A 24059-nucleotide genomic window follows, 5' to 3' on the forward strand; every position below is an offset into this window, starting at 1 on the left:
CTCGCTCCTCCTTAGGTCGGGAGCTTAAACATGCCGTTCAATCCCTAACGCAAAGGCTAACACCGTTTTATATTAATTCGATAATAACATAATCACAGCCATTACAATCATAATGCTGTTTTCAATAAAAGTAGCTTTAGTCATAGGGAGTTTCAATGCCGTTCCTAAGCAGGCACATTGTATAGACTTTTTATCTAGCAATGTTTTTGTTACTCCAATAGTGGTAATTCCTAAAACAACTAAAGTAATTATTAATGCAAATAAAATTTCGATGCGCATTAAAAACATAACACCAAGCCCCAATTCTATAAAAGGATAAACCCAACCATAAGCAGGAATTGCTTTAGCTAGCGGATCGTACATTTTAAATGATTCTGGAAAACCTTTTAAATCGAGGAGTTTGAAAAAACTAAACACAATATAGAATAAGCCCATAAAATCGAGCATAAAACCACTTGCATCCCAAGGCTTGTAGTTTAGTAAAACGGAAGCCACAATAATATAACCAAATATTAAAAACAAAGGAAAGAGTTGTTTTAATTCTGATTTTTCTGCTTCTACCTGTGTTGAAGCCGTATTGAAAACATTAGACGCTTTTTTTTCTAGTATAGTATATTTTTCAGGTAAGGCGTTTTGAATTTTCTTTAAAGCAATATGCTTATTCATTTCAATAACGGCTTCAGTGGTTTCTAAATCTACTGATGCTTTTGTAACACCATCAATCGCATTTAATTTGCTTTCAACAGAGGTTCTGCATCCATTACAGGTCATACCTGTAACTGTATATGTATGTTTCATTTTGAAATTTATTTGAATTAATAAATCGTTTTATATTTCCGCGACAGCGAAAACCTTAAAACCCCTTACTTATGAGGCTTAAAAAAATCTATAAATCAAATAATGAAAACTTGGTCTAGAACCTGAATATCGGTGACCAAATTAGGTGGAGAATAATCTTTATGAGGAATAGTTTGTTTTGGTAAACTCGCAAAACAATCTATATAACTGTATGTAAAAGCTGCAAGAAATTGCTGTTTTTCAAAGTCTAAATCTTCAAAGGTAGATACTGTTAATTCATCTTGTCCTTTAAAAACATCAATCTCGTCTTTACAACATGTTTTCTTTAAAAGCACTTCTAAAGCTTCCATTTCGCACTTTTCGGCATCAGCAAACATAGATACATCTACTAAAACATCACCACAAAAATGTTTCTCGATGGTAAAAGATACCGTCGAAAACAATACGAGTAATGCCATTAAGGCCGAAAAACTTTTATGTAATAGTACTTTTATCACGCTGCAAAATTACGAAAAATTCGAGACTCTACAGCCCATTTATAAAATGATTAACACTTCGGTTTTAGAAAGTACTAGGAAGATTCAGTTTTTAATTTTGTGATAATAAAACGCTGGCAATAGCAGAATTAAAAGAATTGGCTGAATTAAAAACCTACGGATATTAAAAAACAAATAATAATCTTCCTGCCTTGGGTTAACTACAAAATAAAGATAAAACACCATAAGCACTAAAAAGGCTATAACATAAATTAAAGCAGAAAATTTTATAATGCTTTTATCTTTAAAAACAACAAACAAAATAGCCAATGAAATTACTGTGTTTAAAGCATAGCGCAACGTTGTAAAACCAACTAATTTTGCTATTTCGCGTCGCGGACTATCAATATACAAATAGTCATTTTGAAAAAAAGTTAAATACGGATCGTAAAACAATACACCTTCGTAAAACCGTATTAAAACCAACAGGACAACAAACACTAAAACCAATATGGTTGTTATAACTTTATGCATCCTTTTTATTTAATTTAGAAAAGCGGTTTACCCAAAAAACCCACAATAAAAACACCATACCGTAAATTATACCAGGAAAAACCACAGCGTGCAAGACATCTTTATATTCGGGATAATAATACAAACCAATGGTTAAAACTACAATACGTAATAAATTAACAACATATAATAAAACGCTACCCGAAAGGATGTAAAATAGCGTTGTTTTTAGCTTTCCGGAAAAGGCAACAACAAACGATATAAATAAGATTATTACACTAAAACCATTACAACCTTCTATAATTCTTGCTAAGTACTTTCCATTTAATAACACTTTCATGGATGGCTCATCTGGATGCGGCAGTACTTGCGTAGGATAACCCAAATTGTTTAATACGTTTTCGGTTTGCACCGCTACTAAATGCGTGAAATAATCTGGATAAAATTTAGACCCGTCCGAAAACTGTAAATACAGCTTATAGCCTACCGATAATACGGTATAAACCAACAAAAACGTAAGGATAAATTTTATTACCGACTTGTATTTTACAAAAAGTGCCTTCAAAAATAAATTTTAAAACTGAATATCGAAATTACACCTTTTTAAATACTTTTACCAAAAACTTTAACAGTTATGTCTTTAGAAAAATTAAAACCACAAATAGAAACCATAGTAGCCAATTCTGAAAAAACGGTGGACGAACGCCTTTTAGCTATTTGCGAATTACTTGAAAAGCATGTGGAGTATTACAATTGGGTTGGTTTTTACTTTAGAAACGGCACTAAAGAAGAATTACACTTAGGCCCATATGTTGGCGCACCAACAGACCATACGGTTATTCCTTTTGGCAAAGGCATTTGCGGTCAGGTGGCTGTTAGTAATCAAAACTTTGTGGTACCAGATGTAGCGGCTCAAGACAATTATATTGCTTGTAGTATAACCGTAAAATCTGAAATTGTTGTGCCTATTTTTGTGAATGGCGAAAATATTGGACAGATTGATATCGACTCGAATACCATAGATCCGTTTACAGAAAAAGATGAACGCTTTTTAGAATTTGTAAATAAAAAAATAGCAGAGATACTTTATTAAAACTCCCTGCTTAAAAAACATAAAGATTAAAGGCTATAAAGACTTCAATTTTTAAATTTTCATTTCCTTGTTAACAACTTCGCGATTTCGTTAAAAAAAGGGCGTCTTTTTTAAGAATTAGGCGCTTATTTTATTGAATGAAATACCTACTTTTGCGAATAATTACAAACTTTAGCAAAAAACGCTATTAAATAACAAAATTTCATTCTAAAACTTTAAAAAAGTACCAATGAGCAACGAAAAAACTATTAAGTCGGCATTAATATCTGTATTTAGTAAAGATGGTTTAGAGCCTATTGTAAAAGAGCTTGATAAACAAGGGGTAACCATTTATTCTACAGGTGGTACAGAAAAATTTATTAACGATTTAGGTATAAAAGTTGTTCCGGTGGAAGATGTAACATCTTACCCTTCTATTTTAGGTGGTCGTGTAAAAACTTTACACCCAAAAGTTTTTGGAGGAATTTTAAACAGACAAAACCACGATGGTGATGTTGCCGAATTAGCAGAATATGAAATTCCGCAAATTGATGTGGTTATTGTCGATTTATATCCGTTTGAAAAAACTGTAGCATCTGGAGCTAGCCAACAAGATATTATTGAAAAAATTGATATTGGAGGTATTTCTTTAATACGAGCGGCAGCTAAGAATTTTGCCGATGTTATATGTGTATCTTCTGTTGATGATTATGCAGAGTTTTTAGAATTGATTTCCGAAAATAATGGTTCAATTTCTGAAGAAAACAGAAAACGTTTTGCTGGTAAAGCGTTTAACGTATCGTCGCATTACGACACAGCTATTTTTAACTACTTTAACCAAAACCATGAGGAAGCTGCGTTAAAAATTAGCGAAACTAAAGGTAAAGTGTTACGTTATGGCGAAAACCCACACCAAAAAGGATTCTTTTTTGGGAATTTTGATGAGTTATTTACAAAACTTCACGGTAAAGAATTAAGTTACAACAACCTATTAGATGTTGATGCGGCGGTTAACTTAATGTTAGAGTTTAAAAATGATGCACCTACATTTGCCATTTTAAAACACAACAACGCATGTGGTTTAGCACAACGCGACACCTTACACCAAGCTTATGTTGATGCCTTAGCTGGCGATCCTGTTTCTGCTTTTGGTGGTGTATTAATTAGTAACAAAGAAATTGATGCTGCTACGGCCGAAGAAATTCACAAGTTATTTTGTGAGGTTGTAATTGCTCCTTCTTTTGCTGCTGATGCTTTAGAGATACTAAAAGGCAAAAAGAATAGAATTTTATTAGAAATTCATGACGTTGAAATGCCTAAAATGAATGTAAGAAGCTGTTTAAACGGTGTTTTACTTCAAGAAAGAAATAACATTACTGATACTGTTGAAGGTTTAAAGAACGTTACCAATACGGCACCTACACAAGACCAAATAGACGATTTAATTTTTGCTTCTAAAATTTGTAAGCACACAAAATCTAACACTATTGTTTTAGCTAAAAACAAACAATTATGTGCTAGCGGAACAGGACAAACAAGTCGTGTTGATGCCTTAGAGCAAGCTATACATAAAGCAGGAACTTTTAAATTTGATTTAAACGGAGCTGTAATGGCAAGTGATGCTTTTTTCCCGTTTCCGGATTGTGTTGAAATTGCTAAAAATGCAGGTGTTAATGCGGTAATTCAGCCAGGTGGTTCTATTAAAGATCAATTAAGTATTGATTATTGTAACGATAATGGGGTTGCTATGGTAATGACAGGTACACGTCATTTTAAACACTAATACAAAATTAATGTTGCTCCTTGACGTGTTGAATTTTTAATAAGTTTTAAGTTTTTAGCACACCGGAGCGCGTTAGGGATTGAACGGTATGTTTGAAATCCTTTTTGTTTTTCCTTAAAAAAAAACAAAAAGATTGAGTAGTGAAAGCCCGACCTTTTTAGGTAACGCCATAATTTTAAAACAATAGTCTAAAAACCGATGAATAACGTATAACAAACAGTGACATTATTTTGACAAGAATTTGAACCGGTTAAAAGTCATATATTTAGTAACTTTTATTACATTTACGGGATTCGTTTTTAAACCATATAAAATATTTAATAGCACATGGGATTTTTTGATTTCTTAACTGAAGAAATTGCAATAGATTTAGGTACTGCAAACACACTTATTATTCATAACGACAAGGTTGTTGTTGACGCACCCTCTATAGTAGCCCGCGACAGGATTTCTGGTAAAATTATTGCCGTTGGCCAAGAAGCGAGTTTAATGCAAGGCAAAACCCATGAAAATATTAAAACAATTAGACCGCTTAAGGATGGTGTAATTGCAGATTTTGATGCCTCGGAGCAGATGATAAGTATGTTTATTAAAAACATACCGGCTTTAAAAAAGAAGTTTTTTACTCCTGCTTTACGTATGGTTATTTGTATTCCTTCTGGAATTACAGAGGTTGAAATGCGTGCGGTAAAAGAAAGTGCAGAACGTGTTAATGGCAAGGAAGTTTACTTAATACACGAACCTATGGCTGCGGCTATTGGTATTGGTGTGGATATTATGCAACCAAAAGGTAATATGGTTGTTGATATAGGTGGTGGTACTACCGAAATTGCTGTTATTGCTTTGGGTGGTATTGTTTGCGATAAATCTGTAAAAATTGCAGGTGATGTTTTTACGAACGATATTGTTTATTACATGCGTACACAACACAATCTTTATGTGGGTGAGCGTACTGCCGAAAAAATAAAAATTCAAATTGGTGCTGCTACTGAAGATTTAGAATTACCTCCAGAAGACATGAGTGTTCAAGGTCGTGATTTGTTAACAGGAAAACCAAAACAAGTTTCTATATCGTACAGAGAAATTGCTAAGGCTTTAGATAAATCTATACTTCGTATTGAAGATGCGGTTATGGAAACCTTATCGCAAACGCCTCCAGAATTGGCTGCCGATATTTATAACACAGGTATTTACTTAGCGGGTGGTGGCTCTATGTTACGTGGTTTAGATAAGCGTTTATCGCAAAAAACAGATTTACCGGTTTACATTGCGGAAGATCCTTTACGCGCCGTTGTAAGAGGTACTGGTATTACACTTAAAAATTTACCTAAATACAAAAGTGTATTGATAAAGTAATAGCTTAAAAGAGGCAGCCCCATGCAACAAATTATTAATTTTATAATAAGAAACAAAAACTTTTTGTTGTTCTTGTTGCTGTTTGGCATTTCGCTTTTATTCACAATACAATCGCACTCCTACCATAAAAGTAAGTTTATTAATTCGGCTAATTTTTTAACCGGAGGTGTTTATAATTCGGCTAATAACGTTACAGGCTATTTTAACTTAAAAACCCAAAACGAATTACTTGCCGCCGAAAACAAAAGGCTTAGAAAACTACTTTTAAACGTTAACAATAACGCCGATTCAATATTTATTGACAGCCTTACATTTAGCGAGGATTATAGATTTTACAGCGCAAATATTATAAAAAACAGCTATTCGTTAAACAACAATGTTTTAACTATAAACAAAGGGATAAATGATAGCATTCAACAAGATTTTGGTGTAATCTCATCCAAAGGAATTGTTGGTATTATTGATAAAACTAGTGGCAACTACGCTACCGTTATCTCTATTTTAAATGGTACAAGCAGCATTAGTGCGCAGTTAAAAAAAACAAATCATTTAGGGTCGCTAATTTGGGATGGTAAAGATTCTAAATTCACACAACTTATCGATATACCCAAAATAGCCAAAGTAAAAGCTGGAGATACTATTATAACTTCTGGGCAGTCCTCCATATTTCCTAAAGGCGTTCCTGTAGGAACCATTGAAAGTTTTAAGCTAGACCAAGCTGAGAATTATTACGAAATTAACGTTAGGTTGTTTAATGACATGACTAGTATTGAGCATGTGTACATTATAGAAAACGCTAATAAAGAAGAAATCTCTAATCTACTAGGTAACTAATGAATAGTATTTTCTCTATACATACCGTCCGCTTTTTAGTATTAGTATTTGTACAGGTTTTAATACTGAATCATATAAACTTTTTGGGGTATATAAATCCGTATATCTACATCCTATTTATTGCCTTATTTCCTGTTAAAAACAACCGGGTTGTATTAATTTTATTAAGTTTTTTATTAGGTTTAACCGTAGACATGTTTTTAGACACAGGCGGCATACATGCCGGTGCTTGTGTATTTATTGCATACGCGAGACCTGTAATTTTAAAATCGTCTTTCGGGATGATTTACGAGCACCAAAGTATTAAATTTAACACAGTAGAATTCGGCTCCAAACTCACCTATTTTACGCTGTTAACTGTACTGCATCATATTGTTTTATTTTCGTTGGAAATTTTTAGTGTTTCTAGAATACTATTAATCCTTCAAAAAACGTTATTCTCAAGTATATTCACTATTTTATTAAGTGTTATCGTAACTATAATTTTTAGTAGAAAAACTAAATGAGACAATTTTTACTCTTCATTACCATAATTGCTGTTGGCTTATTATTTATTGCAAGGTTGTTTTACCTTCAAATATATAATTCTAGCGGGCATGATTTGTATGAAGATAATGCCATAAGAAAGGTTTACGATTACCCTAAACGTGGTTTTGTATATGACAGAAATGGCGAGCTGTTAGTGGCTAACCAACCCTCTTATGATGTTATGGTTATTCCTCGTGAAGTTGAACCATTAGACACCCTAGAATTTTGTGAATTGTTGAAAATTGACAAATCACAGTTTATAAAAAAATACGAGAAAGCTAGACATTATTCTCCTCGATTACCTTCGGTTTTTGTATCGCACCTTTCAAAGGAAGACTATGCTGTTCTTCAAGAAAAAATGCGAAAATTTCAAGGCTTTTATATCCAAAAGCGTTCTTTAAGAGACTACGAAACCACTATTGGCGCAAATGTATTAGGCGATATTGGAGAAGTTAACAATGGCGATATAAGACGAGACCCATATTACAAAATGGGCGATTTAAAAGGAAAACAAGGTATTGAAGCTTCTTATGAAAAAACACTAAGAGGTGTTAAGGGGATAAAATTTATTCAGAAAGATAGATTTAACAAAAATATAGGCCCTTATAAAGGTGGTAAATTTGATACCATACCCGAACAAGGAAAAGACATTACTATAACCATTGATGCACAGTTACAGGCTTATGGTGAATTGTTAATGCAAAACAAACGTGGTGGCGTTATAGCGATAGAACCCGCAACGGGCGAAATTTTATCTATGGTAGCCGCTCCAACCTACGACCCTAATCTTCTTGTTGGTAGAGACCGCTCTAAAAACTTTACTAAACTTTACAACGACTCCATTGCAAAACCACTTTTTAATAGAAGTTTACAGGGTGTTTACGAACCCGGATCTCCTTTTAAATTAATGAATGCATTAATTGCGCTTCAAGAAGGTGTTGTAACTCCAGAGGAAACCGTTACATGTTATGCGGGTTACAAATATGGCAATCGATTTATGAAATGCCACTGCCACCGAGGCACAAGAAACGACATGATAGGTGGTATACAACGCTCTTGCAATGCCTATTTTGCTACGACTTACAGAAAAATTTTAGATAAAAATGGCAATGCCTCCGAAGGTATAGACAACTGGAGTAAGCATGCACAAAGCTTTGGGTTAGGAAACTTTTTAAATAACGATTTATTTGTAGGCCAGAAAGGTAGAATTCCAGATAGAGCCTATTACAAAACTATTTATCCTAATACGTTTTACTCTACGTACACCATATCAAACGCAATTGGGCAAGGTGAAGTTGCTACTACACCAATTCAGTTGGCAAATATGGCGGCAGCGATTGCTAACAGAGGCTATTATTTTACACCGCACATTATAAAAAATATTGAAGGCGAAACGTTACCAGAACAGTTTACCCAACCAAAATACACAACCATAGACAGAGATAATTTCGAGCCTGTAATTGAAGGCATGCTGCAGGTGTACAAAAAAGGAACCGCTGCAAGTTTACAAATTAAGGATATTGATATTTGTGGAAAGACAGGAACAGTTGAAAATTTCGTAAAAATTGATAGCGTAAAAACACAATTAACAGACCACTCTATCTTTTTAGCATTTGCTCCAAAAAACAACCCCAAAATAGCCATTGCTGTTTTTGTTGAAAACGGATATTGGGGAAGCAGGTTTGCCGGAAGGATAGCCAGTTTAATGATTGAAAAACATATAAAAGGCCACACCACTAGAAAGGATATGGAAGATTGGCTTTTAAGACATACTTTAGAAAACGAGTATGCTAAACCATTTTCGGGAGAGTCTTTTGGTATTAATGGTTATACCACATTACAAATTGTTGAAGAACAAGAATACTACCGTTTAAAGAAAGAGTTAAACCGAATTAATAAAGCTGAAAGTTGATGGTTAGGAATACTAACAGACATTTTAAATTTGATTGGATTACCATTATTCTTTTCTTTCTTTTAGTAGGTTTTGGTTGGTTAAATATTTTATCGGCTTCACATATAGGTGTAACGGTAGATTATTTTGATTTCTCGCAACCCTTTGGAAAGCAACTTGTATTTATATTTCTAACCTTTGGTTTGGTAATTTTATTACTTGCAGTAGATGCCAAATTTTACGAACGCTTTTCTAGTATTATTTATATTATTTCGATGCTCTCTTTAGTCGGGCTTTTTATTTTTGGTAAAAACGTAAATGGTGCGACCTCATGGTATGGTATTGGCGGTATGACTATTCAGCCAAGTGAGTTTGCAAAAACAGCTACAGCGCTTGCAGTAGCCAAATACGTAAGTGATTTAAACACGAATATAAACACTCTTAAAGATCAAATTCAAACCTTTATTATTATTATTATTCCTGCTATTTTAGTTTTGTTACAAAACGATACAGGTAGCACTATTGTTTATGGTGCCTTCTTTTTTGTTTTGTATCGCGAAGGGTTGCCTAAATACTATTTAACCATAGGTATTTCGATACTTTTACTTTCTATATTATCCCTAAAATTTGGAGCTCTTGTAGCAACTATTACAGCCTTAATATTTGTAATAGCGTTTCATTTTTTAAGTAAGATTAAGTTACGTGTTTTTCAATCTGTCTTTATTTTAGTAGCTGCGATAGCCGTATCGTTTGGTGTAAAATTCTTTTACCAAAGTATTTTACAACCACACCAACAAGACCGAATAAGTCTGTGGTTACGCTTAGAAAAAGACCCAAAAAAGCTAGAGCAAATGAAACGTACTTTTGCTTATAACCTAAATGAATCTGAAAAGGCAATAAGCTCGGGAGGGTTTACAGGAAGAGGTTTTATGGAAGGCACACGAACTACAGGTAAATTTGTACCCGAACAACACACCGATTATATTTTTAGTACAGTTGGCGAAGAGTGGGGCTTTGTAGGTAGTGCATTGGTTGTTATTTTATTCGTTTTACTCCTACTCCGTATTTTACATTTAGCAGAGTTACAAAAATCGCAGTTTAGTCGTGTTTATGGCTATGGCGTTGCCTCTATTATCTTTATTCACTTTTTCATAAACATTGGTATGGTTATGGGCTTAATCCCCACAATTGGTATTCCGTTACCTATGTTTAGCTATGGTGGATCTGGACTTTGGGCCTTTACAATTCTTATTTTTATATTCGTAAAACTAGATTCCAACCGAATAAACGAGTGGTAACCGATAATTGATATTAATTATAGTACGCTTACGTTTCCATACTAGTTAATTTAAAATCTCGTGCATGTATAAAACAATCAAAATTCTTATTGTATGCTTAGTTATAACTAGTTGTTCTAGCTCGAGGAATGCGTTTAAAAAATCATTTTCTCTCAAGGAAACAGCATTAATTATGAATTCCGATAGCTTAAAACCTATGCGTGTTTACAAGATAAATAACATAAACGATTCCTTATTATTAAGAAAGAAAAGTGCTTATATAAAACCAAATAGTAAAGACCTGGTTTTAAAAACTTTTATAAATCGGCTTTATGCCACGGTAAGAAATAGTTCATCATTAGGTGTTGGCATTGCTGCGCCACAGGTTGGTATATTAAAAAACATTATTTGGGTACAACGTTTTGATAAAGAAGAGTTTCCTTTTGAAGTCTACTTGAATCCTAAAATTGTTTCTTATTCTGAAAAAAAGCAAACAGTAAAAGAAGGCTGTTTATCTATTCCAAATCGCTCTGAAACATTAGATTCTAGATCGCTTTCTATTACAATCGACTACGATACTATGAATTCGGAACATAAAACAGAAACCGTTAGTGGATTTACATCGGTAATATTTCAGCATGAAATAGATCACTTGAACGGCATTTTGTATCTCGATCATTTAAAAAAAGATATAAAAAACACTGGACCTTAATCTGTCCTAAATTATCCATTATTTTATTTAGTAAATAAGGATAAAATAATTCTATATATTTGTAATACACAATTAAACAGACCCCAAGTATAACCTATTCCTAAACTTATCTACATGAAAAATTATCTTATAATATTCGTAATCAGTTTATCCTTTACTGCCTTTACACATGCTCAAAAAATTGACACCGAAAAAGTATTTGGGGGCTACAAGTACACGTATAATAATGAACTTATATCTATTGGCGATTTAGCATCCATAATTGAGACCAATACGGATGCTTATAAATTGATAAAAAAAGGAAGAACAAACCGTAGCTTATCTGGTGTTTTAGGCTTTGTTGGTGGCGGATTAATAGGATGGCCAATAGGCACCTCGTTAGGTGGCGGCGAAGTAAATTGGACATTAGCCGGTATTGGAGCAGGACTTATAGCTGTGGCTATACCAATTTCGACGCGTTCAAATAAAAAAATTAATCAAGCAGTAGAGCTTTACAATGCCTCTATAAACCCAACATCGAGTACTACTTTTAAACCTGAGTTTAAAATTATAGCCAATGGTAGAGGTTTTGGATTAGCCATGAATTTTTAAATTCGGCTTACTTTTTCAACTCTAGTTTTTCGGCAAAATAATCGCAAAAATCTTTCATTGTAGCACTCATTTTATCATCTTGAGTCGCTCTTAAAAAAGTATCGCTCATAGCCACTAAGGTTTGATGAAAAAATATTTTCATCTCATCAACAGGCATATCTTTTGTCCATAAATCTATACGCATAGCTTCTTTAGCTTTGGCATCCCAAACGGCAAGCATCATAGCTTTAGCTTCCTCGTTAGTTACACCGCCATCTTGTGCTGTCCAATGCAATTTTTCAGGCACCCTATTTTCATCTAATTCAACATTTAATACTATTTTTGATGTTGTTGTATTTGCCATTACTTACGTGGTTTAAACTTTGAGTTATTAAAAATATCTTCGGTACTTTTCATTAACATGTCTTTTAAAGACACATCATTTTGTTTCATATATGCCCTAACAATTTGCCAACCTATATACTGCCCTAAACGCCCAGGCGAATCGGCATCAATTTCTTCCAAATAAAATTTAGAAAATGGCGCTGGATTTATAAAGCGTCGAGGTAATTTGGTATCTGTACTAAACAGTAATTCGCGACTTACAAAAAATCGCCAAATATAACTTTCGTTAGCCATAGCCCAATTTATATCTTCTTCGGTATAACCAATGCGTTCCGCTTCAGTTTTAAAAGGCAACATAACATCTTTAAAATATAAAAGTTTACCATAGTAAACCATTTCGTCCAATAAGGTTTTACGCTTTGGGTGGTATGTATACTTTTCGGCATAGGCATTTGCAAGATCTACAACCAATTGATTTTTATTAAAATTTGCCTTTAAATAATTGGCTATTCCGCCATAAAATTCATGGTCGCTACCTAGGTAAGAATCTAGAGCAATAACGGCAATAGTGTCGGTTACAATAACACTATTTCTGTAATCCACATCGTTTGTTATGGTAATGATTCGAGGCGGATTAAATTCTGGATAGTAATACTTTAAATGATTAAATAAAGATTCTATTTCCCCCTCAGTGCTATTAAAATCTGAAAAGGCTTTATCAACCTCATTAAATAATTGAATTTGTAAGGTATCTGCTTTTTTTGACAACCAAAAAGAATCGGTATATTTTTCAGAAAACAGAAAAGGATAAGCTGTTTTTAAATTGGATAGTGTACCTGAGTTTACCTGGGCAAACAATCTATCAAAACGTTCAATTTTAACGTCAGTGTTTATTTTAGCAATCTCAGTTTCAAGGGCATTTTCTTTTTTACAAGAAACAACCATCAACATTACCAATAAAAATAAAATTATAGATTTCATAGAAAACTTAAACGTCATAAATTTTTATAAATTGAACGTTTGGGTTATTTTTGTTTGCAAAGGTACTGTTATACCTATTAAGATTCAAAATAAGGCATATAATTATATTCTATTTTACACCTATTTTATAATAACCTAGAACTATAACTTATGCTATGCTTATGTTTCCTATTTCATTGGTTTATTAAATAAGTAAAAATAACAGTATGTCATTTTAAAATTTTATTGGTATTATTACATATAAATTCATTTAATATGCAAACAGAAAAAGTTGAAAATCATATTGTAAATTGGTTAAAAGATTATGCCACTAAAGCTGGCGTAAATGGTTTTGTAGTTGGAGTTTCTGGAGGTATTGACTCTGCTGTAACCTCAACCCTGTGTGCAAGAACCGGACTTCGTGTTTTATGTGTTGAAATGCCAATACACCAAGCAGAAAGTCATGTAAGTCGTGCCAACGAGCATATTGCACAACTTAAAACCCGATTTACTAATGTTGATGCCACACGTGCCGACTTAACACCTGTTTTTGAAGAATTTAAAACCGAAGTATCTTTGGAAGGCAAACAGGCCACAGTAGATATGGCTTTAGCCAATACACGTGCTCGATTACGAATGACAACGCTATATTACTACGCCGGACTTTACGGATTATTAGTTGCTGGAACAGGTAATAAAGTGGAGGATTTTGGTGTTGGTTTTTACACTAAATATGGTGATGGCGGTGTAGATTTAAGCCCTATTGCCGACTTAATGAAATCTGAAGTATACAACTTAGGTGAAATTTTAGAAGTTCCTGAATCTATAATGAAAGCTTCACCTAGCGATGGTTTATTTGGTGATGCAAGAAGCGATGAAGACCAAATAGGTGCATCTTACCCAGAATTAGAATGGGCTATGAACATGGATGAAGAAGGCAAAACTGCCAATGATTTTAATGGTAGAGAGCAAGAAGTTTTTAATATTTACAAGCGCTATAACAACAATAATAAGCATAAGATGGTTCCTATTCCTATATGCGAAATTCCTCGTAATTTGTTGTAATTTTTGCAGAATATTTAAAAAAGTATTACATTTACCACAGCTTATATCTCTCAACATAACTTTCTCTCAATTAGTTAATTAAAAAATAAGCTGTACAATTATGATAAAATTATTAATAGCAGACAACCACCCAATTACGCGGAAGGGACTAGAAGTCCTATTCTCAGCATCATCCAACATCAAGATTGTTGGAAGTGTAGATGATGGCGAAGCCATCTTAGATTTTGTAAAGAAAAATCCAGTAGACATCATTTTAACAGAAACTGATTTTCCGAAATTAAACGGATTAACAGTATTACGTTATTTAAAAAATGATTTCCCGGATATTAAAACCATTATTCTTAGTTCGCAACCCGAAGAAGTTTATGCCATAAACGCCGTTAAAGCAGGCGCTGCAGGTTACATAAACAAATCTGAAAATGTGATTACTATTAATGAAGCCATTTTAAAAGTTCATGAAGGTGGCATTCATTTAAGTAACGATTTAACGCAACAACTTGCGTTTGGTACTCGAGTTAATAAAGGTGGGAATTTTTACAAAAAACTTTCTACAAGAGAAGCCGAAGTATTAAAACTTCTTACCATAGGTAGAAAGAACAAAGAAATTTCTAAAGAGTTAGATATTAACGAAAAAACAGTTAGTACGTACAAAGCTCGTTTAATGAGAAAACTTAAAGTTACTAATTTAGTTGATTTAGTAAATCAAGCTAAACTTAGTCAACAAGTATAGCAATTAGCTACAAAACTCTGTTTAGTTTTCTAGACAGTAACATTTTTAGGCCCGAATAGTCTTTTACTTCTTCAAGTATATTTCTATTCGAGTCTATTTTGTTTTTAAGGGTTTCCTGCTGAAACTCTTTTACTTTTAAATCTATTAAAAAGCAACGTAAACTCAATATAGTTTCACTTACCAACTGCGCAACACTATTCATTTTTTGCTTAGGAAAAATATTCATCCTATTCCAATCATCCAAGGCATAGCGCTCATCGTCCATTAAAATAGTTGTAATTTCATTAGCCATATTTTGGTCTACAGAATTCACAAATGTTTTTAACTCAAAATTTTTATCTTGATTTAAACGGTCTATAATAGTATAGTACATTGTTTTAAAATGCGCATTTGTAAATTGCATTTCATCCTCTTGAAGATCTAAAAATATTTTTTCGAATACTTTAGCCTGTTGAATAATAGGCTCTAGAATCAATTCGCCCTTTTCATTTTCCTTTAAAACTAAATCTTCAAAGTCTTCAGTTTTATTTCCGTAAAGCAATAATATTTCTATTATTTTTCGCTCTAACAGATATTGTACATCAACTTTTTCAACTGGTTCTTGGTGGTGTTTAATAACATCAAAAGCCTGTTGCTCGGGAGCTCCTTTTTTATGGTCGTCTTGCGATTCCTTTTTATCCATTTGAGCTAACGTACTAAAAAGCACCTCTTCACTCAAATCCATAATTCTAGCACATTCCTGTATATAAATCTCTTTTTTTATACGGTCTGGAATTTTAGATATACTATTAACAATATCTCTTACCGTATCAGCCTTTTTTATAGGGTCGTTTTTTGAATCTTCAAACAAAATAGACGCCTTAAATTGAATAAAATCTTTAGCGTTTTCATTTAAATACAGCGTAAGCTCCTCCAATGTATTTTGTCTAGCAAAACTATCTGGATCTTCGCCTTCTGGGAATGAACAGACCTTAACATTCATGCCCTGTTCTAGAATTAAATCGATACCTCTAAGTGACGCTCGCATTCCTGCCGCATCGCCATCAAAAAGTACTGTTATATTTTTTGTTAATCTGTTTATTAATCTAATTTGCTCTGAGGTTAAAGCCGTACCCGATGAAGACACCACGTTATGAATTCCTGTTTGATGAAATTGAATAACATCGGTATAACCTTCAACCAAATAACAATTATCCTCTTTAGCAATACTTTGCTTAGCATGATAAATACCGTAAAGCACTTTACTTTTATGGTAAATATCACTTTCTGGCGAGTTTACATATTTTGCAGCCTTTTTATCGGCAATTAAAATACGTCCGCCATAGCCTAAAACACGACCACTCATACTTTTAATAGGGAACATAACGCGTCCCTTAAACCTATCGAAACGTTTATCTTCCTTTACAATTGTAAGTCCCGTTTTGGCTAAAAAATCTATATTATACCCTTGCTTTAAGGCCTCGTCTGTAAAAGCTTGCCACTCGTTAAGAGAATACCCTAAATCGAATTTTTTTATGGTTTCTTCTGTAAAACCACGCTCTTTAAAATAACTTAAACCAATAGATCGTCCTTGGTCGGTTTTATGTAGTACTTTTTGGAAATAAGTATTTGCAAATTCACTTACTAAATACAGACTTTCGCGTTCGTTAGCTTTTTCTTTCTGCTCATCAGATTGCTCGGTTTCATCTAATTCAATATTATACTTTTTAGCTAAATACCGAATCGCCTCTGGATAAGTAAAATGCTCATGCTCCATTAAAAAGGACACAGAAGTACCACCTTTTCCCGTCGAGAAATCCTTCCAAATCTGCTTTACTGGCGATACCATAAAACTTGGAGAACGCTCATCACTAAAAGGACTTAACCCTTTAAAATTACTTCCTGCTTTTTTAAGCTGAACAAAATCCCCAATAACCTCCTCTACTCGGGCGGTTTCAAATACTTGATCAATGGAAGATGGTGATATCAAAAGATTATGTTTTTAGTGCATGTAAAAGTAATATAAAATAATACATTTTTTAAGTTAAACGCCTTAAGTAATTAAAAAAATGGTGGTATTAAAACTATTCAACTAAACATTATCAATCTTATAAACGCTTTGTAATTAAAGGCTATAAAGTTGAATCTCAACAAATCAATTCAGAATTAAAAAAACCTATTCCAATCCCAGATTTAGGATTTTATAAAAATTTGCCTCTTAACACTCAAATAATAAATAAATCATAATTTCTTCATATAAAAATAGCAGAATTAAAATTATTTTCAACATTAATTATAAATCACTAATTTATTTTCAATCAAGTTCATAATTTTTTAAATATTGCACAAAATATTACTACATTTAAGAAAACGTAAAACTATGGCCAAGACCGATTTATTTTCTTCATACGACTTACTCCCTAAGACATGGGATGAAATGTATAACGATAGTTCTGTGTTTAGAACGCAGTACGAAGAATTTATAACGTACTTAGAAAACACTTCTTCAGAAAAACTCACAAAAAAAGAAGACCTTGCTAAACAACTATTTATGAGTCAAGGTGTTACTTTTACGGTCTACAATGATAATGAAGGTATAGAAAAAATATTCCCTTTTGATATTGTTCCTAGAATTATAACATCTAGCGAATGGAATAAAATTGAGTCTGGTATAAAGCAACGTCTTAAAGCTTTAAACTTATTTATAAAGGATATTTATAATGAGCAGTTTATAATAAAAGACGGCATAGTACCAGGAGAGTTAATTTATTCGTGCCCCAATTATTTACGTGAAATGAAAGGTGTAAAAGTACCTCACGATATTTATGTACATATTTCTGGAGTCGATTTAATTAGAAATAACGATGGTGAATTTTATGTCCTTGAAGATAATTTAAGAACACCATCTGGTGTAAGTTATATGTTAGAAAACAGAGAAATTTCTAAACGTTTGTTTCCTGGTATTCTACCTAAAAGTAATGTAAGATCGGTATCCAACTATCCTAATTTATTATATAAAAAGCTTAAAGAGCTATCAAATAAACCAGAACCTAATATTGTTTTACTAACACCAGGTATTTATAATTCGGCTTATTATGAGCATACTACTTTAGCGAGATTAATGGGTATTGAGTTGGTTGAAGGAAGTGATTTAGTTGTAAAAAATCATTATGTTTATATGAAAACCACCAACGGTTTAAAACAAGTAGATGTTATTTACAGACGTGTTGATGATGATTTTTTAGATCCCTTAGAATTTAATGAAAAAAGTGTTTTAGGAGTTGCCGGAATTATGGCAGCTTATAGAAAAGGTCATGTAAATATTGTTAACGCACCAGGAACTGGTATTGCTGATGATAAAGCAATTTACATTTACGTACCCGACATGATAAAGTATTATTTAGGGGAAGAACCTATTTTGAAAAACATTGAAACCTACCAATTAGGCAGACCAGATGAGCTTGACTATGTTACTAAAAACATAAAAGACATGGTAATTAAAAAGACTGATGGTAGTGGAGGTTACGGCATGCTAATGGGACACGAAGCTACTAAGGAGGAAATAAAAGACTATTTAGACAACGTAAAGAAAAAGCCTGAAAACTTTATAGCACAACCTATTTTACGCCTTTCAACAGCGCCTTGCTATATTGATGGTAAGTTATCGCCTCGCTGTATCGATTTACGACCATTTGCTTTAACCGGTAAAGATGGTATAGATATTTGCCCTGGCGGACTAACCAGAGTAGCCCTAAAAAAAGGTTCGTTGGTAGTTAATAGCTCGCAAGGTGGAGGTAGTAAAGATACATGGGTAATAGAATAATTCTTTTAAAAAAGTTAATATATGTTAAGTAGAGTAGCAAATAATCTTATTTGGTTAGATAGATATATGGAACGAGGAAACGGCATTTTAAGTTTACTTAAAGTAAACTATTACGCCAACCAAGACTCTCCCGAATTATTTTCTTGGACACCAATAATGAAAACATTTACAACCTATGATAATGAATTTTACACTGAGGACTCTTTGGAGTGCATTAAATTTATGGTGCTAAACACAGAAAATTCTAATTCAATTTTAAATATTGTAACTAAAGCCAGAGAAAATGCAAGAAGTGTTCAAGAACATATTTCTAGAGAGCTTTGGTTATGCATTAATAATTACTATCTCTATCTTACAAAGAACGATTTACCAAAAAAACTCGAAGAAGACCCTGTTCAATTCTTAGAAGATTTAAGAAATTATCACCTTGTATATTATGGCACCTCCGATATTACCCAAGAGCGTGGCCCATCATATTACTTTATGAATATAGGCAAATATTTAGAACGTGTAATACTTATATCAGATTTTACTTCGCTTAAACTTATAGATATTAGTAACACAACCGATGCTTTGGAAAAAAGTTTTTACTGGAAAAACTTATTGCTTTCTATTGGTGGATATCAACTGTATTTGAAAACGCATAAATCGACATTTAACGAAGAGCACGTTATAAGTATGGTATTTCAAGATAAGTTATTTCCTAGATCGGTTTATTATTGTATAAATAAACTTAATAAACACATTAATCAGTTAATTGATTGCAAAGAACTAGAAAAAAATAAAATAGATTTTTTATTAGGAAAACTTGAAAGCACCATTAAATATACCACCATTGAAAATATTAATAACCAAGGACTAACTAGTTTTATTAGTGATATAAAGGAAGATATTAGAAATATTTCTTTAAACATTAATGCCGTTTACTTTTCTCAAAACAATTGATTCTAAACCTTATGGCCACATTTTATATTAAACATATTACCAAATACATTTATAGCAGTACAGTAATTGATGGTGCTACATTATTAAGGCTACATCCCATAAATGATGAATACCAAAAGGTAGAATCTCATTTAATATCTGTAACCAATAACCCATATATTGAAACTTTTATAGATTTCTTTAACAACCGTGTAGGCACTTTTATGGTTACTGAACCACATAGTGAATTAAGTATAATATCGGACATTGAAGTTCATACAACCGAACGAATTTATCCAGACGATAGCGCAGATATTGCATCGCAATGGAAAGAATTAAACCGTATAAAAAACACCATTGAATTTATTGATTACACTAAATTTAAAGCCTTTAATGGATGTGAAGACATTAAAGACATCATTTTAGATAAAATGCTTAAAACCAAATCGCCGTTTAAAGCGGTACTTGAGTTATGTGAATATGTACATGATAATTTTGAGTACAAATCTGGTATAACCAATGTAAACACACCTATTGAAGAAGCTTGGGAACTGCAAGCCGGTGTATGTCAAGATTTTACCAACGTGTTATTAAAAATGGTAAAAATGTTAGGCATGCCGGCACGTTATGTTAGCGGTTACATTTGCCCTAATAATACTATTACTAGAGGAGCAGGTGCTACTCACGCTTGGGTTGAGGCCTATATTCCGTTTTACGGTTGGTTAGGCATAGACCCTACAAATAACGCCATAGCTAACGAAAACCACGTAAGGATTGCTGTGGGGCGCTATTATAGCGATTGTTCTCCGGTAAAAGGCGTTTATAAAGGTAGCGTTGAAGCAGAAATGGAAGTAAGTGTAGAAGTTAAAACTACTAAAAATGCTATTGTAGACACTCCTGTATTTAATACTTCGACAACAAATAATAGCTACAAACGAAATTTAGAAGTTATGCAACAAGGGCAGCAGCAGCAATAGACTACTTTTTTCTATCAATAACATAATTCACCATAAGTTTAAGTGAACTTTTATAATCTGAATCCGGAAAACTTTCGAGTAGCTGAAGCGCTTCTTCTTGAAATGTCTTCATTTTGGTAACCGCGTAGTCCAAACCACCATTATCTTTTACAAAGGCGATAATTTCTTTAACGCGTTTTGCATCTTTATTATGATTTTTAACCGAATTAATTAGCCACTTTTTATCCTTTTTTGAAGCTTGGTTTAACACATGAATTAAAGGCAACGTCATTTTTTGTTCTTTAATGTCGATACCTGTAGGTTTACCAATTTGTGTATCGCCATAATCAAACAAATCATCTTTTATTTGAAATGCCATACCAATTAACTCGCCAAACTTACGCATAGACTCTACGTGTGCTGAATCTGGTTTAACAGAAGCCGCTCCCAAACTACAACATGCCGCAATTAAGGTTGCAGTTTTTTGCCTTATAATTTCATAATAGATATCCTCTGTAATATCTAGTTTTCTAGCTTTTTCTATTTGAAGTAATTCGCCTTCACTCATTTCTCGCACAGCTATTGAAATGATTTTAAGCAAATCAAAATCATTATTATCAATAGATAACAACAAGCCCTTAGACAATAAAAAATCACCAATTAAAACAGCTATTTTATTTTTCCAGAGTGCATTTACCGAGAAAAAACCACGTCTGCGATTACTGTCATCAACCACATCATCATGCACTAAAGTAGCGGTATGTATTAACTCGATTACCGAAGCCCCTCTATAAGTACGCTCGCTAACCTCGCCATTAGAAACCATTTTAGCTACCAAAAAAACAAACATTGGTCGCATTTGTTTCCCTTTGCGGTTTACAATGTAATGGGTAATCCTATTTAACAATGCTACCTTACTAGACATAGAAAGCTGAAACTTTTGCTCGAAAAGATCCATTTCATAGGCTATAGGCTGCTTAATTTGTTCTACTACTTTCAAATATAATTACAGTTTTAGCAAATCTACTAATTCTGTTATATCTATGCTATAATCTTGAAACAAAAACAGACAAAAATTAATTTTACATTACAACAAAAATAAATGTTATTAATCGGTAAAATGCTTCTTTGTAAGATAAAAAACATAATTTAATCAATAACTTTAAATTATATAATATGCGAAAAATTACTTTATCTCTTTTATTTTTAATTATAACAATATCTCTTAATGCTCAAACAGTAGCTTGGTCATCTGACTCGGAAGATTATGCAACAGCCGATTGGGGTATTTTAGATAGCGATGAGGACGGAAACAACTGGAGCGTATACACTGGCGGTGGAGAATCTTTAGGATTTAGTTCTGGTGCCATATTTTATTCTGAATCTTGGAATTCAACTGCTGGTGCCCTTCAACCGGATAACATACTGTTTACGCCTATTATTGCCGTAGCTAGTGATGCCGTAACGATATCTTACAAAATGAAAGTTGCTGCACTATTTTCGCCCGACTTTGCCGAAAAATTTGCTGTTTATGTATATGACAACGATGATGAAACCGCAGGAGATATCCTAATATATGAAGAAACCTTAACTGCTGGTGGTGATGGAACCGCTAAAGATATTACCGCAGAAATTCCTGCTTCATTTGCTGGTAAAAATATTGGAATTTATATAAGGCATTATGATTGTACTAATCAGTACCAAATTGCAGTTGATGATTTTGAGGTATCGTACACAACTTCATTATCTGTAAATGATAACACCTTCAAAATAACTAAGGCTTACCCAAATCCTGTGCTTGATATTATTAAAATAGACACGAAAAATGTCATAAACTCAGCTCTAATAATTAATCAACTAGGGCAAACAGTTTTGAATATTAAATCCAATAAAATAGTAAACAATTCTATTGATTTAACTGGACTAAAGCAAGGTTTGTATTTTCTAAACTTGAAATCTGAAGGGCGATCTGCCACAATTAAAATTACAAAAAACTAATTTTTAGTTTAGTTAAAAAAAGAACTGCAAATGCAGTTCTTTTTTTTTTAAGATTTATTAGCTAACTGCCCGCAAGCGGCATCAATATCCTTACCTCGGCTTCGTCTTACTGTTACGGTTATATGGTTACTTTCTAGAACCTCAACATACATATCTATCGCTTTAGATTGTGCTTGTTGAAACTCGCCATCGTCTATAGGATTATACTCGATAATGTTTACTTTACTTGGTGCAAATTTGCAAAATTCGACTAAGGCATCTACATCTTTTCTTTTGTCGTTTATACCATCCCAAACTACATACTCGTAAGTAATTCTGTTTTTAGTTTTAGCATACCAATATTGCAATGCTTCTCTTAAATCGTTAAGCGGAAAGGTAGCGTTAAAAGGCATAATAGACGTTCTAACCTCATCTATAGCAGAATGCAGAGATACGGCTAATTTAAACTTAACATCATCATCGGCCATTTTTTTAATCATTTTTGGCACACCAGATGTTGATACTACAATACGTTTTGGCGACATCCCTAAACCTTCTGGCGAAGTAATTTTATCGATAGCTTTTATAACGTTATTATAATTCATGAGTGGTTCGCCCATACCCATAAACACAATATTACTTAAGGGACGATTATGATATAAACGACTTTCGTTATCGATAGCTACTACTTGATCGTAAATTTCGTCTGGATTTAGATTACGCATACGCTTTAAACGTGATGTTGCACAGAACTTACAATCTAAACTACAACCTACTTGACTGGATACACAGGCTGTTGTTCTTGTTTTTGTTGGTATTAAAACAGACTCTACTATTAAATCGTCGTGAAGGCGAACGGCGTTTTTTATGGTACCATCTGAACTGCGTTGCATCTGGTCGACCTTAATGTGGTTTATTACAAAGTTATCTTCAAGCATTTGACGGGTTTCTTTTGAAACATTCGTCATATCCTCAAATTTATGCGCTCCTTTTTGCCATAACCATTCGTAAACCTGATTACCACGAAAGGCTTTATCTCCATTTTTCTCAAAGAATTCTCTTAGTTGCTCTTTGGTTAATGCGCGTATGTCTTTTTTCTTGATTTCCATTTGGATGCAAAAATAAGGAAAAAAGCCTCCTTAATCCTCTAAAGGAGGAAACTCTTATATATGAACTTATATTCCCTTTTTCAATTTTGATAAGTTTCGCTTAAAATAATTTATATTTAGCTGCAAATTTGTAATCCCCATGCAGTTTACGACTTGACTTTGTAAAAAATTTCCGCTACCTTCGTTTAACATCAGATATAAAACATTAAAACGATTTCATATCAAGTCGTTAAACGAACCTACCAAAAACAAGTTCAACTTAACTTATACAGCAAATACACCCGCATTAGGGATTGTAGCGACATCCTTTTTTTGCTGCCATATATGGCAAAAAAAGATACAGCGTAAAGCCCGACCCTTGGGGAATGCCCAAATTATTAC

The 24059-nt window shown here is 33.1% G+C and carries 24 protein-coding genes; 15 read left to right on the top strand and 9 right to left on the bottom strand.

What is annotated here, in order from left to right:
• Nucleotides 1-72: 72 nt before the first annotated feature.
• The 4 genes from HNQ90_RS10220 to xrtF form a co-directional block, all read right to left on the bottom strand.
• Entirely contained in the window at nucleotides 73-798 is a 726-nt protein-coding gene (locus tag HNQ90_RS10220; protein WP_144115700.1) for a heavy metal translocating P-type ATPase, read from the bottom strand.
• A 95-nt stretch (nucleotides 799-893) separates the two neighbouring features.
• Complete coding sequence (locus tag HNQ90_RS10225) at nucleotides 894-1295, bottom strand: HYC_CC_PP family protein (protein WP_144115701.1); 402 nt, start codon at nucleotides 1293-1295, stop codon at nucleotides 894-896.
• Nucleotides 1296-1379: 84 nt separating this feature from the next.
• Complete coding sequence (locus tag HNQ90_RS10230) at nucleotides 1380-1808, bottom strand: exosortase F system-associated membrane protein (protein WP_144115702.1); 429 nt, start codon at nucleotides 1806-1808, stop codon at nucleotides 1380-1382.
• The gene (gene xrtF, locus HNQ90_RS10235; RefSeq protein ID WP_144115703.1) at nucleotides 1801-2352 is read right to left on the bottom strand and encodes an exosortase family protein XrtF; all 552 of its coding nucleotides are present in this window, start codon (nucleotides 2350-2352) and stop codon (nucleotides 1801-1803) included. Before xrtF ends, HNQ90_RS10230 begins: the two co-directional genes overlap by 8 nt.
• Nucleotides 2353-2421: 69 nt before the next feature.
• Between xrtF and HNQ90_RS10240 the strand changes: the two genes are divergently transcribed.
• The 9 genes from HNQ90_RS10240 to HNQ90_RS10280 all read left to right on the top strand — a co-directional run bounded on the left by HNQ90_RS10240 (nucleotide 2422) and on the right by HNQ90_RS10280 (nucleotide 11831).
• Entirely contained in the window at nucleotides 2422-2880 is a 459-nt protein-coding gene (locus HNQ90_RS10240) for a GAF domain-containing protein (RefSeq protein ID WP_144115704.1), read from the top strand.
• Nucleotides 2881-3109: 229 nt separating this feature from the next.
• Entirely contained in the window at nucleotides 3110-4642 is a 1533-nt protein-coding gene (purH, locus tag HNQ90_RS10245) for a bifunctional phosphoribosylaminoimidazolecarboxamide formyltransferase/IMP cyclohydrolase (RefSeq protein WP_144115705.1), read from the top strand.
• A gap of 327 nt (nucleotides 4643-4969) precedes the next feature.
• Entirely contained in the window at nucleotides 4970-5998 is a 1029-nt protein-coding gene (locus tag HNQ90_RS10250) for a rod shape-determining protein (RefSeq protein ID WP_019388210.1), read from the top strand.
• 21 nt (nucleotides 5999-6019) lie between these two features.
• Entirely contained in the window at nucleotides 6020-6832 is an 813-nt protein-coding gene (mreC, locus tag HNQ90_RS10255; protein WP_144115706.1) for a rod shape-determining protein MreC, read from the top strand.
• On the top strand, nucleotides 6832-7338 hold the full coding sequence (locus HNQ90_RS10260; protein WP_144115707.1) for a rod shape-determining protein MreD: 507 nt from the start codon (nucleotides 6832-6834) through the stop codon (nucleotides 7336-7338). Before mreC ends, HNQ90_RS10260 begins: the two co-directional genes overlap by 1 nt.
• A complete protein-coding gene (mrdA, locus tag HNQ90_RS10265) occupies nucleotides 7335-9272 on the top strand; it encodes a penicillin-binding protein 2 (RefSeq protein ID WP_144115708.1) in 1938 nt (645 codons plus the stop codon). Before HNQ90_RS10260 ends, mrdA begins: the two co-directional genes overlap by 4 nt.
• Nucleotides 9272-10549 carry a rod shape-determining protein RodA gene (gene rodA / locus HNQ90_RS10270; protein WP_144115709.1) on the top strand — a complete coding sequence of 426 codons (1278 nt, stop codon included), beginning with the start codon at nucleotides 9272-9274 and terminating at the stop codon, nucleotides 10547-10549. Before mrdA ends, rodA begins: the two co-directional genes overlap by 1 nt.
• Nucleotides 10550-10721: 172 nt before the next feature.
• Nucleotides 10722-11240 carry a peptide deformylase gene (gene def, locus HNQ90_RS10275; RefSeq protein ID WP_241678335.1) on the top strand — a complete coding sequence of 173 codons (519 nt, stop codon included), beginning with the start codon at nucleotides 10722-10724 and terminating at the stop codon, nucleotides 11238-11240.
• Between the two features lie 114 nt (nucleotides 11241-11354).
• Nucleotides 11355-11831 (top strand): hypothetical protein, encoded by a 477-nt coding sequence (locus tag HNQ90_RS10280; RefSeq protein WP_144115711.1) that lies wholly within the window; start codon nucleotides 11355-11357, stop codon nucleotides 11829-11831.
• 7 nt (nucleotides 11832-11838) lie between these two features.
• On the opposite strand, the gene gldC is transcribed toward HNQ90_RS10280, so the two are convergent.
• Nucleotides 11839-12174 carry a gliding motility protein GldC gene (gene gldC, locus HNQ90_RS10285; RefSeq protein ID WP_144115712.1) on the bottom strand — a complete coding sequence of 112 codons (336 nt, stop codon included), beginning with the start codon at nucleotides 12172-12174 and terminating at the stop codon, nucleotides 11839-11841.
• Nucleotides 12174-13136, bottom strand: a complete 963-nt coding sequence (gldB, locus tag HNQ90_RS10290) for a gliding motility lipoprotein GldB (RefSeq protein ID WP_144115713.1) — start codon at nucleotides 13134-13136, stop codon at nucleotides 12174-12176. The genes gldC and gldB overlap by 1 nt, the downstream gene beginning before the upstream one ends.
• Nucleotides 13137-13391: 255 nt before the next feature.
• Here gldB and nadE point away from each other — a divergent pair, with 255 nt between their 5' ends.
• Both nadE and HNQ90_RS10300 read left to right on the top strand, forming a co-directional pair.
• Nucleotides 13392-14180: an NAD(+) synthase gene (nadE, locus tag HNQ90_RS10295; RefSeq protein ID WP_144115714.1), complete on the top strand. Its 789-nt coding sequence runs from the start codon at nucleotides 13392-13394 to the stop codon at nucleotides 14178-14180.
• Between the two features lie 100 nt (nucleotides 14181-14280).
• Nucleotides 14281-14910, top strand: coding sequence for a response regulator (locus tag HNQ90_RS10300; RefSeq protein ID WP_144115715.1), 630 nt, complete (start codon nucleotides 14281-14283; stop codon nucleotides 14908-14910).
• A gap of 7 nt (nucleotides 14911-14917) precedes the next feature.
• On the opposite strand, the gene dnaG is transcribed toward HNQ90_RS10300, so the two are convergent.
• Nucleotides 14918-16879 (bottom strand): DNA primase, encoded by a 1962-nt coding sequence (gene dnaG, locus HNQ90_RS10305; RefSeq protein WP_144115716.1) that lies wholly within the window; start codon nucleotides 16877-16879, stop codon nucleotides 14918-14920.
• 390 nt (nucleotides 16880-17269) lie between these two features.
• Between dnaG and HNQ90_RS10310 the strand changes: the two genes are divergently transcribed.
• From HNQ90_RS10310 to HNQ90_RS10320, 3 genes are read left to right on the top strand one after another with little or no spacing between them, the layout of a single operon-like run.
• Nucleotides 17270-18712: a circularly permuted type 2 ATP-grasp protein gene (locus HNQ90_RS10310; RefSeq protein ID WP_144115717.1), complete on the top strand. Its 1443-nt coding sequence runs from the start codon at nucleotides 17270-17272 to the stop codon at nucleotides 18710-18712.
• A 21-nt stretch (nucleotides 18713-18733) separates the two neighbouring features.
• Nucleotides 18734-19657, top strand: a complete 924-nt coding sequence (locus tag HNQ90_RS10315; RefSeq protein WP_144115718.1) for an alpha-E domain-containing protein — start codon at nucleotides 18734-18736, stop codon at nucleotides 19655-19657.
• 11 nt (nucleotides 19658-19668) lie between these two features.
• Entirely contained in the window at nucleotides 19669-20613 is a 945-nt protein-coding gene (locus tag HNQ90_RS10320) for a transglutaminase family protein (protein ID WP_144115719.1), read from the top strand.
• Between the two features lies 1 nt (nucleotide 20614).
• On the opposite strand, the gene HNQ90_RS10325 is transcribed toward HNQ90_RS10320, so the two are convergent.
• On the bottom strand, nucleotides 20615-21592 hold the full coding sequence (locus tag HNQ90_RS10325) for a polyprenyl synthetase family protein (RefSeq protein WP_144115720.1): 978 nt from the start codon (nucleotides 21590-21592) through the stop codon (nucleotides 20615-20617).
• Nucleotides 21593-21768: 176 nt separating this feature from the next.
• Here HNQ90_RS10325 and HNQ90_RS10330 point away from each other — a divergent pair, with 176 nt between their 5' ends.
• On the top strand, nucleotides 21769-22590 hold the full coding sequence (locus HNQ90_RS10330) for a T9SS-dependent choice-of-anchor J family protein (protein ID WP_144115721.1): 822 nt from the start codon (nucleotides 21769-21771) through the stop codon (nucleotides 22588-22590).
• A gap of 47 nt (nucleotides 22591-22637) precedes the next feature.
• Here the strand turns inward: HNQ90_RS10330 and rlmN are convergent, their stop codons facing one another.
• A complete protein-coding gene (rlmN, locus tag HNQ90_RS10335; RefSeq protein ID WP_144115722.1) occupies nucleotides 22638-23678 on the bottom strand; it encodes a dual-specificity RNA methyltransferase RlmN in 1041 nt (346 codons plus the stop codon).
• Between the last annotated feature and the right edge of the window lie 381 nt (nucleotides 23679-24059).

The sequence above is a fragment of the Algibacter amylolyticus genome, from assembly GCF_014202225.1.
Classification (GTDB): Bacteria; Bacteroidota; Bacteroidia; order Flavobacteriales; family Flavobacteriaceae; genus Algibacter_B; species Algibacter_B amylolyticus.